The 16,206-nt window shown below is 38.3% G+C and carries 13 protein-coding genes; 5 read left to right on the top strand and 8 right to left on the bottom strand.

The window, feature by feature from the left end:
* The 8 genes from QME58_04690 to QME58_04655 all read right to left on the bottom strand — a co-directional run.
* Nucleotides 1–854 (bottom strand): hypothetical protein (locus QME58_04690; GenBank protein MDI6803129.1); only part of this gene is annotated, 854 nt, incomplete at its 3' end.
* 555 nt (nucleotides 855–1,409) lie between these two features.
* Complete coding sequence (locus tag QME58_04685) at nucleotides 1,410–2,171, bottom strand: DUF4412 domain-containing protein (protein ID MDI6803128.1); 762 nt, start codon at nucleotides 2,169–2,171, stop codon at nucleotides 1,410–1,412.
* 42 nt (nucleotides 2,172–2,213) lie between these two features.
* Nucleotides 2,214–3,677, bottom strand: coding sequence for a replicative DNA helicase (gene dnaB / locus QME58_04680; protein ID MDI6803127.1), 1,464 nt, complete (start codon nucleotides 3,675–3,677; stop codon nucleotides 2,214–2,216).
* 1 nt (nucleotide 3,678) lies between these two features.
* Nucleotides 3,679–4,383 carry a uracil-DNA glycosylase gene (locus QME58_04675; protein MDI6803126.1) on the bottom strand — a complete coding sequence of 235 codons (705 nt, stop codon included), beginning with the start codon at nucleotides 4,381–4,383 and terminating at the stop codon, nucleotides 3,679–3,681.
* On the bottom strand, nucleotides 4,384–5,607 hold the full coding sequence (coaBC, locus tag QME58_04670; GenBank protein MDI6803125.1) for a bifunctional phosphopantothenoylcysteine decarboxylase/phosphopantothenate--cysteine ligase CoaBC: 1,224 nt from the start codon (nucleotides 5,605–5,607) through the stop codon (nucleotides 4,384–4,386).
* Between the two features lie 12 nt (nucleotides 5,608–5,619).
* Nucleotides 5,620–5,940, bottom strand: coding sequence for a DNA-directed RNA polymerase subunit omega (locus QME58_04665; protein MDI6803124.1), 321 nt, complete (start codon nucleotides 5,938–5,940; stop codon nucleotides 5,620–5,622).
* Nucleotides 5,941–5,961: 21 nt separating this feature from the next.
* On the bottom strand, nucleotides 5,962–6,522 hold the full coding sequence (gene gmk / locus QME58_04660) for a guanylate kinase (GenBank protein MDI6803123.1): 561 nt from the start codon (nucleotides 6,520–6,522) through the stop codon (nucleotides 5,962–5,964).
* Entirely contained in the window at nucleotides 6,523–7,404 is an 882-nt protein-coding gene (locus QME58_04655; GenBank protein MDI6803122.1) for a YicC/YloC family endoribonuclease, read from the bottom strand. It lies immediately after the preceding gene.
* A gap of 220 nt (nucleotides 7,405–7,624) precedes the next feature.
* Between QME58_04655 and QME58_04650 the strand changes: the two genes are divergently transcribed.
* The 5 genes from QME58_04650 to QME58_04630 all read left to right on the top strand — a co-directional run bounded on the left by QME58_04650 (nucleotide 7,625) and on the right by QME58_04630 (nucleotide 15,812).
* Nucleotides 7,625–9,310: an NFACT RNA binding domain-containing protein gene (locus tag QME58_04650; protein MDI6803121.1), complete on the top strand. Its 1,686-nt coding sequence runs from the start codon at nucleotides 7,625–7,627 to the stop codon at nucleotides 9,308–9,310.
* A 42-nt stretch (nucleotides 9,311–9,352) separates the two neighbouring features.
* Nucleotides 9,353–10,630, top strand: coding sequence for a hypothetical protein (locus tag QME58_04645; protein ID MDI6803120.1), 1,278 nt, complete (start codon nucleotides 9,353–9,355; stop codon nucleotides 10,628–10,630).
* A gap of 271 nt (nucleotides 10,631–10,901) precedes the next feature.
* A complete protein-coding gene (locus QME58_04640; protein MDI6803119.1) occupies nucleotides 10,902–13,226 on the top strand; it encodes a T9SS type A sorting domain-containing protein in 2,325 nt (774 codons plus the stop codon).
* Between the two features lie 62 nt (nucleotides 13,227–13,288).
* Nucleotides 13,289–14,674 (top strand): T9SS type A sorting domain-containing protein, encoded by a 1,386-nt coding sequence (locus tag QME58_04635; GenBank protein ID MDI6803118.1) that lies wholly within the window; start codon nucleotides 13,289–13,291, stop codon nucleotides 14,672–14,674.
* A 109-nt stretch (nucleotides 14,675–14,783) separates the two neighbouring features.
* Nucleotides 14,784–15,812 (top strand): radical SAM protein, encoded by a 1,029-nt coding sequence (locus tag QME58_04630; GenBank protein MDI6803117.1) that lies wholly within the window; start codon nucleotides 14,784–14,786, stop codon nucleotides 15,810–15,812.
* Nucleotides 15,813–16,206 lie beyond the last annotated feature (394 nt).

Genomic DNA, 16,206 nt, shown 5'->3' with positions numbered 1-16,206 from the left:
CGCATGGATGAATGCCCGAATGGTGCACTCATCGCATTTAGAACAGAAAACGAGTCTACTACCTTCCATAAAGGACTTGCCCAGCGTAATAAGTAATGAACCGTAGGAATGCCCGATACGGTAATAGGTGTGTATGCCAGAGCGTATGTGTTATTATCACCTTCAGCAAAATAATTAAACCAAAGGGTTGTGTCAGTATTTAGTTTTGTCCACGTATTGTGTTCATTTTTGTAAAGCGTGCCAATCATACCTCCCGCCCAGACCGAGCCTAGTACTCCAGGCCGTACTGTTTGCAAATTTCTTCCACGTTCAACTAGTATCTCCCTCCACAGATTTCCATCAAAATGTATTATCAAGCTCGAGTCTAAAAAATTCGGCGGCGGTGCGGGATTTTCATAAATACTCTCACCAACTGCATATATATCATTCGGCCCAATACCATGAATCGCAGAAAGACTTACAGCACCGCTAACATTTCCACCATCTGCAACATGAAATCTAGTTGTCTTCCAACTTGTGCCATCATACCTAAACATTGTTCCGGGTCCCGGTTGATCATTATGTCCCACCACATAAACATTTGTCGGTGAGCTTGCCCAAATATCTCGCATCAAGGTTTGGAAACTTCCCGGATATGCAAGTGTGTCTATAGTCCATTTGTAATCGCGTTTGCCTGGTTTTGGCGTGTCATCAATATCCGGAGGGGTTGGCTTTTTGCAATGAAAATTGAAGAATGCAAAATGAAGAATGAAAAATAAAATTATTAATTTGGAGGAATGGAGAAATGCCTGCCCGCCTACGTCGTTGGGGCGGGGAGTAGTGGAGTAATGGATAATTGGATTTATTGATTTCATTTTTTAACCTCGAAAGATTGATTAGATTTAATCATTGAATCAATGAACAAATGTATTGTAAAACATTGAGAATATAAATCCAAAATCCGGATTTATAATTCCGAAATTTCGGAGGGGCATTTTGGGGCTGCCTGAAATTTTAACGCCGTTTCTTTTTACAAACATAATACACATCACCTTCCTAATAAGTTATTATATGTGTAACTTTTAGAACGTTTTACGTTCTTTATTAGCTTGGAACAATTTAAGCAATCATAATAAATAAGTCAAGTGTTTTTAAAAATTTTAGCAAAAAAATCGATACTTCCACAAAATCAGCTATTACGCCTAATTTTTATTGAAATTTTCACCAATAATCAGTGCAGAATGACGGTTAAAAACAAAAAGGTCGGAACGGGAAAAACTTTTATCCCCAAAGAGAAATTCAATATCGCCAAGGGGAAATCGTCTATACCCAAGAGGAAATGAGACTGTGTCTAAACTCTATCTCAAGAACTATTCCATTCGCACCGCCGCGATAAAGAAAAATCGGGTAGGATGATGGGAGTAATCGGATTAGTTAGATGATTGTCTGCGAGTAACTGTCTGAATGAAATTATAATATTCCGGAACATAAAATAAATTATCAGGTAATAATTTTTTTTCAACTTTAGTTACGAGTAAGTGCGTACCTTTAATTTCAGAGGCAACAATAAAACCTTTTTCGTAAAGCATTTTAAATTTTTCAAAAACAATTAACGACATAGTTTTTTCCATAATTGCCAACCAATCTTTTCCGTACTGATCCATCGAGCCTAAATCATTAGTTACCCAGTATTCGCCTTCCAAGCTGTCGCGGTTTGTTACAATAAATTTTTCGCAATTCAATCCTGAAATATTTTTTTTCTCTCCTGTTTCAATAACAGCATATATTTCCGGCTGCCATTTAACTCCCATGTCCATTTCCATCAATCGCCTTAAATTGGGAGGCAATGTATCCATCTGAGCGCGCATACGGCGGACGTTTTCTTTTCTCAATTCCTGACTTTTTGTAATTTCTTCAAATGTTGTTCTTGAATATGAGCTATCTATCGGGTTACCCCGCAGTGCAATTTGTGAATCGAGTTGTATTATTGTAAAAGAGTCAGCGTAGTCGGTTGAAACTTCAGTCCTTAATCTATTCGGTATCAAAAATAATTTCTGATTGATTTTGCTCGTGTCGCCTTCGGAAGATACTTTGTAGGTTAATTGTTCCCAATATAATCCGGGAACCATTTTGGTTGATTGGCAGCCGGCTAATAAGAATAATAGGAATAAGAATAAGATAAAATTTTTCATAACGGTAATAATTGTTTAATGATGTTAGAGTTTTGTTAACTATTAAAAAGGCAAATCTGATCCGGATGCAGAAGAAACTACTAATTCTTCGAGAGTATCTGATGCCCGGTTTTCGAAACCGGCGTATTCTTTTTGAAATGTTAGTCGTATTATGTCTGTGGGACCGTTCCGTTGTTTACCGATAATAAGTTCGGCGAGTCTTTCGGTTGAAATTTTATTTCCGTGTGCGTCATCGACCTCGTTAATCTTATAAGTTTCGGGACGGTGAACGAATATAACAACGTCGGCATCTTGTTCGATAGCACCCGACTCACGGAGGTCGGCAAGTACAGGACGTTTGTCGCCGCTGCGTGTTTCAAGTCCGCGGTTCAATTGAGATAATGCGATAACAGGAATATTTATTTCTTTTGCTAAAGCTTTCAACGACCGTGAAATCATCGAGATTTCCCGTTCGCGGCTGTCCATACTTTTAGGCGGATGAACGAGTTGTAAATAGTCGATAATAATCATTCCGATATTATGCTCGGCTTTTAAGCGTCGTGCTTTTGCGCGGATTTCTAAAATCGAAAGCGATGGTGAATCGTCTATAAATATTTTCGCTTCTGCGAGGCGTCCAACAACCATTCCTAAACGTTGCCACTTCTCGTCTGGTAATCTGCCCGTACGAAGTGCATGAGCGTTTATCCTTGCTTCCGAAGAAATCAAGCGGGTAACTAATTGCTGCTCAGCCATTTCAATACTAAAAATTACTATCGCTGTAGGTTTCACGGTGTGGAGCGCAGCGTTTCTTGCCAATGAAAGTGCAAAAGCTGTTTTACCCTGACTTGGGCGTCCGGCAATAATTATTAAATCGGAATTTTGAAATCCGCCGGTTGCGTTATCTAAATCTGTAAATCCGGTAGGAACACCGGTGATGCCTCCGTGCTTACCGTGGATTTTTTCTAAAATTTCGAGGGTTTCGTTTAGCGCCCGTTTTATAGGTGTCGCACTTTTCTTCAACCTATATTCAGAAATCTGAAATATTTTTGTTTCAGCAGAATCGAGTAAATCGATAGCATCTTCCGAATCGCTGTAAGCTCTATTGGCTATTTCGGCTGAAGTTGTAATGAGATTGCGCATCAAAGCTTTTTCAAGAATAATGTGGGCATGGAATTCTACATTAGCAGCACTGTTTACTTGCATCGTTAATTCTGTTAAATATATGGAACCGCCGATTTCTTCTAATGTGCCGCGTCGCCTTAATTCTTCACTTAAAGTTACAGCATCAACAGGCTCGTTGCGTTCGAAAAGGGCAATAATACCCTGAAAAATTTTTTGATGCGCAGGTTTGTAAAACATCTCCGGCTGCAAAATCTCAATAATTTTTGGGACAGCTTCTTTTTCAATTAAAGCCGACCCTAAAACCTGAGCCTCGATTTCTACCGCCTGAGGCGGCACGCGTCCTTCATGTTGGTCTCTAATATTTATTGAGTCTGTATATTTTTTACTTCTTTTCTTTTCAGACATATTACATTTGTTCGTTACAAAGTTTTTGGAATAATTGCATATCTTCCCAAGTCGGTCGCTTCCAATTTGGATTACGCAGCAACGCTGCAGGGTGGTACGTTACAATTAATTTAGCCCCCTGGTAATTATAAACTTTTTGCCGCATCGCTGTTAAACTGTCGCTTGTTTGTAGCAACCATTGAGCCGCAATTCGACCCAAGCAAATAATAAATTTCGGTTTTATTAATTCGATTTGTTTAGAAAGATATGGGGTGCAGAGTTCCATTTCTTTTAACATCGGGTCGCGGTTATCGGGTGGGCGACATTTCAGAATGTTGCATATATATACATCTTCACGTTTGAGTTGAACTGCTTCTAAAATTTTATTTAGTAACTGTCCTGCGCGTCCGACGAAAGGTTCACCCTGAGCATCTTCATCAGCGCCCGGAGCTTCTCCTACAAACATTACTTTTGCATTAGGATTGCCAACTCCAAATACAAAATTTTTACGTGAATTGCCTAAAGAACATTTCTTGCAAGAAGATATCTGCGCGTTAAATTCATCTAAACTATTTACGCGTTGATATTCTGCAAAAGGCGCAGAAGTTTTTTCAATTTTTGATGCTGTTGTTTTATAAATAATATCGCCACATAACTGTTCCTGTTGCATTAAGTAGCTTTCTGCACTATTCAGGATATCTTTAAAATCTTTTCGAATATCACTCATTTAACTTCTGATTAATTTAGAAATACGATTAAGTATTTGATTCGCAACATCGTCTTTCTGCATTTTATTAAAGATTTCTTTCGTTCCATTTTTATGGAGGAAAGATACGACGTTTGTGTTGCCGCCGATTTTTGCCCCTTTTTTTAATGGGTTGTTCATTACAATAAAATCGAGATTTTTAAGTTTTAGTTTTTTTACTGCATTTTCAATTTCGTTATCAGTTTCCAATGCAAAACCGACAAGCACTTGATGTTTTATTTTCTTCTTTCCTAACGTTTCTAAAATATCTTTTGTCTTTGTAAGTTTCAGCGTGAGATTATTGCTGACAGTATCTTCTTTTTTAATTTTGCGGTTCGCTGTAATCTCCGGTTTGAAATCGGCAACGGCTGCCGCCATTATTACAACATCGGATTTAGAGGAATGTTTGATACATTGGTTATACATTTCTTCAGCAGTTTCAATCTCAATCTTCTCTACAAAATTAGGTGTTTCCAGATTCGAGGGTCCTGTTATCAGGGTAACTTTGGCACCGCGTTCAGCAGCACATCGGGCAATCGCAAAGCCCATTTTACCGGAGGATCTGTTTCCGATGTATCTAATCGGATCGATTGGTTCATAAGTCGGTCCGGCAGTAACGAGTATTTTTTTACCGGAAAAATCTTGATGTGTCTTGTCAAAAATATTTTGTATAGAAGTTGCTAATTTTTTTATTTCAGGTAAACGACCTTTTCCTGTTAAACCGCTGGCGAGTTCGCCGACTTCAGGATTAATTATCCGATAACCGCGTTGCCGGAGTTTTGATAAATTTTCTTGCGTCGCCGGGTTTTCCCACATATAGGTATCCATTGCAGGGGAAATGGCAACCGGACAGCGAATCGAAAGCGCCATAATAGTAACCGGATTATCAGCAATTCCATAAGCGATTTTTGCTATGGTATTTGCGGTTGCAGGAGCTATCAACAAAATATCAGCCCAAGTTCCGAGGTGTATGTGCCAGGTTTCGGATTTAACAACAGAAAGCGACGAATCAGGAAAAGTATCGGTAACAATTTCATTTTCTGAAAGAGCCGCAAGCGTGTTCGGGTTAATAAATTCGGTAGCGGCCTTTGTCATCACGATTTTTACAGCAGCACCCTGTTTTTTAAATTCGCGGACTAGCAGTGGAATTTTGTAAGCGGCAATTCCGCCTGTAATTCCGATCAATATTTTTTTACCGCGTAACATATTAATTCAAATTTAGCTGTTGCTTTCGCTTTTATATTTGTAGTCCAATTTTGAATCGAGTAATTCTTTGATAGCTACTTGTGTTGGTTTCGGTCGCTTTTCGAATTCGCGTGCTATGACAACCTGTTCCGGATTAGTTACCGTTTCCATAGTTTCAGGTTCATCCGAATCTTCGCTCATTAATTTCGATTGAACAATCTCTAGCCGCTGGTTGAATTCAATCTTTATTTCTTCATTAATCTGCTGAGCGCGTTTCGATAACACCACGATTGCCTCGTAGATGTTATCAACTTTTGATTCCAGAGCTTCAAGACTTATAGATTTTATTGGCATTTGGTTTCCTTTGTGTTTTTATTAAAGTTTATTGCTTATTATTTTTTCAACTTCATCGACAGCTTGTTGGAGCTGGTCGTTTATTACAATATAATCAAACAATGTTTTTTGTTTCATTTCCATTTCGACTCGGTCGATTCGTTTTTTTAGAGTTGCAGGGCTTTCTGTTTTCCTGTTTTTCAGCCTCTCTTTTAAAATATCCATATCCGGGACATCAATAAAAATCAGCATCGAATCTTCAGAATATTTCTTTTTTATAGATAAAGCACCTAATACATCTATATCAAATACAACCGATTTACCGCAGGCAAAAGATTTATCAACTTCGGATACAAGCGTGCCGTAATGATAGTCATAAATTTTTTGCCACTCGATGAGCGTATCATTTTCGATATGCTTTTGAAATTCTTCGTTAGTTATAAAGTAGTAATCTTTGCCGTCTGTTTCATTATTTCGTTTCGCACGGGTGGTTGCCGACACCGAGAAATGAAATTCAGGATGATTTTTCAAAATTTCTTTCACAATTGTTGTTTTGCCGCATCCACTGGGTGCGGAGACGACAATCAGTTTCGGGTTACTCATTTATTCTATATTTTGAATTTGTTCTCTTATTTTTTCGAGCTCTTCTTTTATTTCAATAATGTGCCGCGAGATTATTGCATCGTTTGCTTTGGAACCTATCGTATTTACTTCGCGATGAATTTCCTGCACCAGGAAATTTAATTTTCTTCCTGATGGTTCTTTACCATTCATCGATTCGAGAAAATATTTTTGATGACTTCGGAGTCGCACACACTCTTCTGTTATATCCAATTTTTCAGATAATAATATTATTTCGAGTTCCAAGCGTTTATCATCGATACGGTCTTTTGCTTCAACTAATTTATCAACTCGTTCGCGCAGCCTTGCTCGCTCGAACGGGATGCGTTGTTTCGAGAGCTTCTCAATTATATCTATCTTTTTATCAATCAATTTTATTCGACGGGATAAATCTTTTTGTAATTCGCTGCCTTCATCAATGCGCATCTTCAGAAGATTGCCTAAAGCTTTTCTAACCGCTTTTTCGCACAACACCCATTCAACTTCACCTATGTTTTCTTTATCTTCGGGTCGTATGATTTCGGAAAACTTTAACAGATGATCGATTGTAATGTCTTCTTTAATATTAACCGACTTTTTTAGTTCATTAAGTATTTTATAACTCGTCCGGGCAGCATCTTTATTAATCATCATAGGTGCCTGTTGATCGGCAGGTGTTTCGATATTTACAGACAAATTAATTTTACCGCGGTCAATCTTAGATTGTATTATTTCTTTTAGATCGTTTTCGCGATGCGATAAATTTTTTGGAAGCCGTATAGTTAGTTCTAAGAACCGGTTATTCACGCTGCGAAGTTCTGCCGTTGCAGTAATACCTTTTTGTGCAGCGTCGCCTCTGCCGTAGCCCGTCATGCTCGAAATCATCTATAAATCCTGTTATTTTTTTTGATAGTGCTTCTGAATAAATACAAACTCACATAGGAATTTATAAAATTGGCGTTTATTAATCAGAAATGAGAAAATTTAGAAATTGCCACACCTAAATTACAAAAATTTTAATCATCTTCCAAGCCTTTCGCTCCTGTTTGAGATAATCTTCGGTTTTTGTATATTTGAGCGGTTAAAAAAAGGAAATGCAAAAATTATGTTGAATCATTTTATTACACTTCAAAGTCTTGCGGATGAATTTAATGGGGCACTCAAAAATGCCACAGTTCTTGAATTATTTTCACAACAAAAAAATGAATTACAAATTTCGTTACTTGCAAACACCAATCTTAAAACTTTATCTGTCTCTATTACTCCGCAGATGAATTTTATTTTTATGCGAGAACAAATCGCAAGGGCAAAACGGAATTCAATCTCTTTATTTACTGAATTAAATAACCAAACAATCAATAGTATCACCGGACATCTTTTTGACAGAATAATAAATATTAATTTTTCGAATGAGATGAAAATGCTGTTTCATCTTTTTGGAACAACATCGGCGAACATATTTTTAATCAACGAGAACAAAGAAATAATCAATACCTTTAAACACAGTAAAGATTTTGTTGGAAAATCGTACGAAAATTTGTTGAAATCAAAAGAAGATGACTTTGCCAACTTGATAGCCGATTTTGAAACATTTAAGAATAAAATGCTGGAGGATGGAAACAAGACAACTTTCAGTGCAGTAAAGGGCGCTTATAAGTTTCTTGGTTCAACCCTTACACGTGAAGCTTTGCATCGTGCAAAACTTGAAGAGAAAGTTCATGCTGGTGAATTAACTCACGATGATTTAAAAACCATATACCAACAATTAATTAATTTATTTACAGAAGTAAGTAAGCCTTTCCCGACAATTTATTCCAGCAACAATATTCCACGTGTATTTTCGATGATAAAGTTAGAGCATTTAACCGGCTCGACAGCCGAGAATTATTCAAGTGTAAATGAGGCGGTAAGAGTTTTCATTGCGAAATCGTTTAAGGCGAGTAATATTGATTTTGACAAAAAAGAATTCTTAATAAAAATTAGAAATGAACTTGATAAGTTAGTACGCACAGAAAAAGCAATAAAAAATGAAGTATTGGAGGCAAGTCGTGCTGATGAATATGACCATATCGCAAAAGTCATAATGACAAATTTACAACATCTAACAAAAGGGACTAAGGATATTGATGTGGAGGATGTATTTCACAATGATAAACTAATGCGTATAACCTTGGATCCCAAATTAACTCCGGCAAAAAATGCTGAGCGGTATTTCGATAAATCCAGAAAAGCTCGAATTGCATGCGAGGCGGTAAAAACTCGGCTGGTAGATGTTACAAAAAATATTGCACTCCTCGAGAAACTGCTTTTGCATTTAGATAACTGTCAAACAAAAGAACAGTTTGCTGAATTTAAGGAAGAGTATGATGCCGACTTAAAACGAATGCACTTAATATCTGAAAAAGAAAAGGCGGCACTACCTCCGTTCCGAATTTTTAAAGTGGCAGGCAATTTTGAAGTATTGGTAGGCAAGAGCGCTGCTAATAACGACTTGCTGACAATGAAATATGCCAAACCGAACGACCTTTGGTTCCATGCCCGAGGTGCGGGTGGGTCGCACGTTGTGTTAAAAGTAGGTAACACGAAAATAAAACCGGAGAAAGAAGCAGTAAAACAAGCGGCAAGTATTGCAGCTTATTATAGCAAGATGCGAAATGCCGGCAATGTACCGGTTGCATATTGCGAGCGAAAATATGTTCGCAAACCTAAAAAAAGTAACGAAGGCACTGTAGTACTCGAACGCGAAAAAGTAATTTTTGTTGAACCTGAATTACCTGAAGAAAAAACATAATTTCTATATATAAACATCCATAACTATTGAAAGGAGTTAAAGATGAAACGGTATTTATCCATTGTCCTATTTTTGCTATTATTCACAACCCAATTATTTTCACAGGAACTTGAAGACACTACAAATACTTTGAGGCAGTTTGCACCAAATGTTTTTATTGATTGCTTTTTCTGCGACGAAAATTATATCCGCACTGAAATTACATTTGTAAATTACGTTCGCGATCCAAATCAGGCCGATGTTCATGCCTTGGTTACCACACAACGTACAGGTGGCGGGGGCGAGGAATATACACTAACTTTTATCGGTCAGAACAAGGCGGCTGGTTTGAACGACACTCTCTCGTTTACTACAAAACAATCGGATACTGAAGACCTGAAACGTCAAAAATTAACAAGATTGTTAAAAATTGGATTAACAAGATATGTTGCCCGAACACCCTTAAGTGAGTTCTTAAATATCAATTATAAAGTCCCTACAAAAATTGAAGAAGTTATTGATGAATGGGATTACTGGGTATTTAGTGCGAGGATTAATTCTAATTTAAACGGCGAAAAGGTATCAAGGTCAGTTTACCTATCGGGCGGATTTAGTGCCACGAGAATTACACACGATTGGAAGTTTAATTTTTCGTTAAGTACGAATTACAATGAAAATAAATTCGATTGGGGATATCTGAAAATATTAAGTATATCGCGCGGTTACGATTTTGATGCGATGGCTGTAAAAAGTATTAGTGAGCATTGGTCGATTGGAGGTTTTACAGACGTTTCAACTTCTACGTTCGGCAATACTAAACTAAGAGTTTCAGTTTCACCTGCAGTCGAATACAATATTTTCCCATACAGTGAATCGACTCGCAGACAATTCCGATTGATGTATAAACTAAGTCATGAAAATGTTCGTTATGAGGAAGAGACAATATTCGACAAGACAGCCGAAAAGCTTTTCAAACAATCACTCTCTTTTACTATAGATTTGCGCCAGCCGTGGGGTTCTATTTCAACAACAGTTTCGGGTTCTCAATTCCTACACGATTTTCAGAAACGAAGCTTAAGAATTTATACTAATTTAAAATTACGTTTATTTGAAGGGCTTTCGTTAAACCTTTTTTCAAGCTATTCGAGAATTAGCGACCAATTATCACTTCGAAAAGGGGCAGCCACAACTGAAGAGATACTTCTTCGCCGCACAGAACTTGCAACTAATTACAGGTATAGTGGTTATATTGGTTTAAGTTACACATTCGGTTCAATTTATAATAATATAGTAAATCCTCGCTTCGGTGGTTCGGGTGGTAGTTTTTATTTTTTTAATTAAATATTTAAAAAGTGTTTTTCAAATACTGAATTCGTCAAATCCGCCGATATTAAAATGTTGCTATTGCGTTCGAGTATTTTGGAATAAAACAAAACCGTAATTCATATTGGGGATAGGCTTTAAGCAGAAAATCCCTATAATTCGGCAGATTTTAAAGAATTTCAAAATCCCAAATTTTATTTAACAATTTTTCTTGACAATCATCCGATTAATCACTAATTTTAAATAAATAATTACGGTTTCATATAATTGTATTTAAGGAGTATTTAGTATGAAAATTTTTAAAGCCTCTTTACTTTTCCTCTCTCTTATCTTAACAACATTATTTATTATCCCTTCTCAAGCCCAACCTCTTCGTCAGTGGGTGGCTCATTATAATGGACCAGCAAACTCGACAGATGTTGTTACATCAATCGTAGTTGATGACTCGGGCAGCATTATAATAACCGGATGGAGTAATGGTGTCGGAACTGGAGCTGATATTACAACAATAAAATATAACTCAGATGGTATTACGCAGTGGATACAGCGATACAACGGCTCAGGTGCCGGTGAAGATAAACCTGTAAAAGTTGTTGTTGACAGCGCCGAGAATGTTTATGTATCAGGTTGGAGCGATGGAACTGGTTTGGACATTGTTACTATTAAGTACAATAAAGCGGGGCTACAGCAATGGGCAGTAAAGTATATCGGAAGCGGAGAGGATAAACCAGCTTCAGTTCAGGTGGATGATTCGATGAATGTTTACGTTACCGGTTCTACTGTTGGGTCAGGTACGGGCATCGATATCATTACTTTAAAATATAACAGCGCGGGTAGTTTGGTTTGGTCGAAGACTTATAACGGTCCGGGTAATGGTAACGATTATCCTGTTTATTTAAAATTGGAGGAATACAATTATTGTTATGTCGGTGGTGTCGCCAGAGGTGCCGACAATGACTATTTGGTAATAAAATATAATTCAAGGACAGGCGATACAGTATGGACACGATTGTTTAAGCGAACAGCCGCTGCTGATGATTTTATGCGAGCAATGGTTTGGAGAGATGCTGATGAATTGTATTTAACCGGCACAACTAACGTAGGCACAGGCAACGATATTCTAACAATGAGAGTAAACGGTATTACTGGAGATACGGTTTGGACAAAAGTTTATAACGGAACAGCTTCGGGTGATGATACACCTTTCGGTATTGCTCTGCACAGTAATTCGCGTGTTTACATAACCGGTCGTTCGGTTACTTTCGGTTCTTACTATGATATCATTACTCTTCGATATGACCAGAGCGATGGGGATTTAATTTTTGAATCGCATTTTAATGGTCCTGCAAATGATGAGGATGTCGGTTATTCTATTTTGGGAGGCGGTTCTCCGCACATTGTTGGCTCAAGTTTTGGACTAAATTCAGGAAGAGACATAATATTTCTTGAACTGCAAGCCGATGGCGATATTAACTGGCAATTAAGGTACAACGGCTTGATGAGCAATGATGATGTGGGACTTGTTTTAGCTGAATACAGAGGTGCCTATTATGTTTCGGGTACAACAACAAGTAAAAAAGGACCTCCCGATTTCATAACTATAAAGTATGTAAAAGAAGATTCGATGAAATATCGGACAATTACACAAAACGATCTTTTATTAAAAGGAGTAAGTTTAAAACCTTACAACTCAACGGGCAACTTTGGTAACCTACGCGACTCGGCATTTGCGAGAGCATTCCCAAAAATTAAGAAAGGATACGCGGGCGCGCCGGGCGGCTTGGTACTTGGCATAGCTCGACCCGATAGTCCTAATATCTGCGGATGGATGCGTTTTAAAGCCGGGAAGGATTTGATGAAATTCGCGCCTCACATCGATAATCCTCGCGGATTCGATGTTGCGAAGGGCGTACCCTTCTTTAAAGAATTAAAAAGCCCAAAACTAATAGACCACAACAATAAGTTAGCTGGCGAGTTAGCAACACTCAAGGTTAATATCGGAGCGAGTGATGCTGAAATCACTCCTATCGGTTTTGGAGATTTGATATTTAGAAACAACGACACAAGTTATCGTTATAATGGATATACAATCCGACAAATAGCATTAATTGTTGATAACCTTGTATCATATTACAGGAACTACAGCGGCATCGATTGGGCTCGGCTCGATACAATGTTAACAAAGATTAACGGAGCTTTTTCGGGACCTTTTGCTCAAGTAAGTCAATCGCCATTTATGGCTTCGGGTACTGCACTGTTAGATACTATTCCTTTCTTACAAAAAAATCCTTTAGCAATTCAGATGCGCTTAGAGTTTAAACCTGAGATGCTGGAAGAAATGCCTTACAAGTTTGAATTGCATCAAAATTATCCCAACCCATTCAATCCAACGACAAACATTTCCTTCTCGATACCAGAGGCAGGTGTAGTTACGTTGAGAGTGTACGATTTATTAGGACGTGAGGTTGCAGAGCTATTGAACGGTGAAGAATTAGATGAAGGCGAACATACAATCGAGTTCATCGCAAATGGCTTTGCTTCAGGAGTGTATTTCTATCGTCTCGCTGTCGATAATAAATTTCAAGAAATCAAAAAGATGTTGCTGATGAAATAATTTTCAGTCCAAATAGCACACAAATAACAAATAAATTTAAAAAACTCGAAAGGAGTTTTACAATGAAAATATTATTTAATTTAATATTAGGGTTGCTTATAGTTTCGTTTTCTATTTCGCAGCCGAAGTATCGCACATTCAGCCAAAACGATTTGTCATTAAAAAAAGCTAAAGCAGGAAAAGTTGTGAGCAGTAATACAACATTCGTTTTTCACAATGATGAATTGACTCAAGCGGCAAACGGAATACAAATACGGTTTAATTCTTCGATTATTAGTATTCTTGATTCCGGTGGATTTTCATCATTCACTTTTTTAGATAAAAATAAAACAGTAAGGGCAACTGGAAAGACTGTTTCTCTCGGAGATTCTGCAGTTCTTAGTTTTAACGTAGCTAAGAAAGCACAGGGAACTCAAGCAAATTTCTGGTTCTGGTTAGTAGATGGAGTTCAGGCGGGTGTTAAACGAACTGAGTTGGCTGGCAGCTACACCCCAAATTTCATCCAACCAAACGGCGGAAATGTTTTGGAATATATCTATAAAAAAATCATTAATCGACCCGCTGGTTTGGTGATTGGAAAAGTAACTGACACACTTGCCGTTGGATGGATCCGCTATATGAAAGCTGACAGGATGTACTTCCCGCATACAGGAACTGCGGGTGGATTCGATGAAATTGCTACTGGGTCGAGTCAGGTAAAACCATTCATCAGAGAATTGAAAAATCCAAAAGTAAAAAAGCACGATAATCGGCTGCTTGGCGAAGTTCATGCTTTAAAGCTCGCTATCATAGCGAATGATTCCGGGGCAACAGAACCAACTGACACAACTGCCCTCGGTGATTTACTGTACAACGATCTGAGTAATCCAACCGACCCGTGTAACGGTTTAAAAATTCGTGAGATTACTTACTTAGCTGACTCGATACTCACATATTATCACCATTTCTCAGCGTCTCCAGTCATTTACGCTCAACTCGATTCAGCAGTTAGTCGAATTAACCGTGCCTTCGATGGACCATACATTGCCTTGAGTCTGACTCCGTTTTTACTGAAAGGAACGCACTCGGTTGATGAAGTACCTTTTATCCATCCCAACCCTTTAGCTTTTAGTAAGGGAGCGCGTCATTCGCGTTTCTCAATTGAGGATGAAATGCCAGAAAAGATTTCACTCTATCAAAATTATCCTAACCCATTCAATCCATCTACACATATTTCTTTCTCACTTCCAGAAGCAGGTTTAGTTACTCTGAAAGTTTACGATATGTTAGGCCGAGAAGTAGCAACACTTCTCGACCGGGAAAATTTAGACGCTGGAGACCAGTGGGTTGAATTTATTGCTGATAATTTATCTTCAGGAGTGTACTTCTACAAACTCTTCGTGAGCTCTACCGAGCTACTCACAGCTGGAAGCTACACAATCGTTAAAAAGATGCTACTCATACGTTGAGAGTATTTTCTAATAGTAAAAAAAACCGGCTCAGAGCTGACTAATAAGTTTTCTCGAGCCGGCACTTTTTACATCGATTATTGTTGTAAATCATAGGAGGTGTGATAAAATGAACAAACAATCGAGAAGAGAATTTATAAAATCGTGTGCCATTCTTGCAATAACCAATACAGCATATGCTAAACTTGGGATTAACTGCCGCGCTGTGGATGATGTCTATAAGTTTGAACCCGCCTACATAAAATTGCACAAAAGTGGAGAGTTAAAAAAAAGAGGCGAAGAGCTTTGGCTGACGATGAAAAATTGTAAACTTTGTCCGAGGGAATGCGGCGCTAACCGTATAACGGGGGGTGAAGGATTCTGTGGCTCAACTGCAAAATTAGAGATTTCATCATACCATCCACATTTCGGGGAGGAAAAATCGCTCGTTGGCGATGGCGGTTCGGGAACAATTTTTCTTACTAACTGCGGGTTGCGATGTGTGTTCTGCATAAACTGGGAAATCAGTCAGGGCGGAATGGGTTCAGAGAAGACTCTAGAGCAATTTGCTGATATGATGATAGCGCTTCAAAGAAAGGGATGCCATAATATTAATTTTGTAACTCCCACTCATTACTCACCGCATATTCTGCTTGCATTAGATTTAGCTGCTGGCAAGGGTTTGAAACTTCCTGTTATTTATAACACTTGCGGCTGGGAAAAAATAGAGATACTTAAATATTTAGATGGTGTCGTAGATATTTATCTCCCCGACTTTAAATACTCAGACGGAAAGATGGCTGAGAAATATTCTTCGGGCGCTGCAACATATCCTGAACTGACGAAAGAATCGATACTCGAAATGCATCACCAAGTGGGTGTAGCTAAGCCGGCGGAAGATGGTTTAATGTACAGAGGTTTGATGATACGTCATTTAGTGATGCCGAATCGGGTTGGCGGGACGAAAGAGATACTTGTGTGGATTTCGGAAAATTTGCCGAAGGATACGTACATCAACTTGATGTCGCAATACAGACCTATGTATAAGGCATTCGACTATCCTGAAATTGCGCGAAGGTTAGCCCGTGAGGAATATTTAGAAACAGTTCGTTGGGCGAAGGATTTGGGTCTAACTAATCTCGACTTGCAAGGATATTGATGAGAGGTTAATGGTCACTTTTTACCTCCTGTTTTCCGCAATGCATCACCCAAATTATCGAGTTCAGTGGCCTCCTGACTTCGACAGGGGTGTGATAAACGGGCCGAAAAACTTCTAAAACAGTTTATAATACACAATTATTTTTTGAAGTGGTATATTTATACTCGACGTGGAAACTGCCGAGGAGGCGAAACAATTAATCGGCAACGACCCTGCAATAAAAGCCGGTCGATTAAGTTATGAAATTCACCCATGGTACGGAGCGCGCGGCTCCACACTTCCTTAAGCATTTATTTAAATATGATAGCAAGTATTCACAATCAATTTGAGAGTAGATGATATAATAAAACACGATGCGATTGTCAAAGGAATCGAAATCTACGACGAGGGAAAG

This window comes from Bacteroidota bacterium (assembly GCA_030017895.1).
Classification (GTDB): domain Bacteria; phylum Bacteroidota; class Ignavibacteria; order UBA10030; family BY39; genus JASEGV01.
The sequence above is the reverse complement of the archived record's forward strand: the minus strand, read 5'-3'. Positions and strand labels throughout refer to the sequence as shown.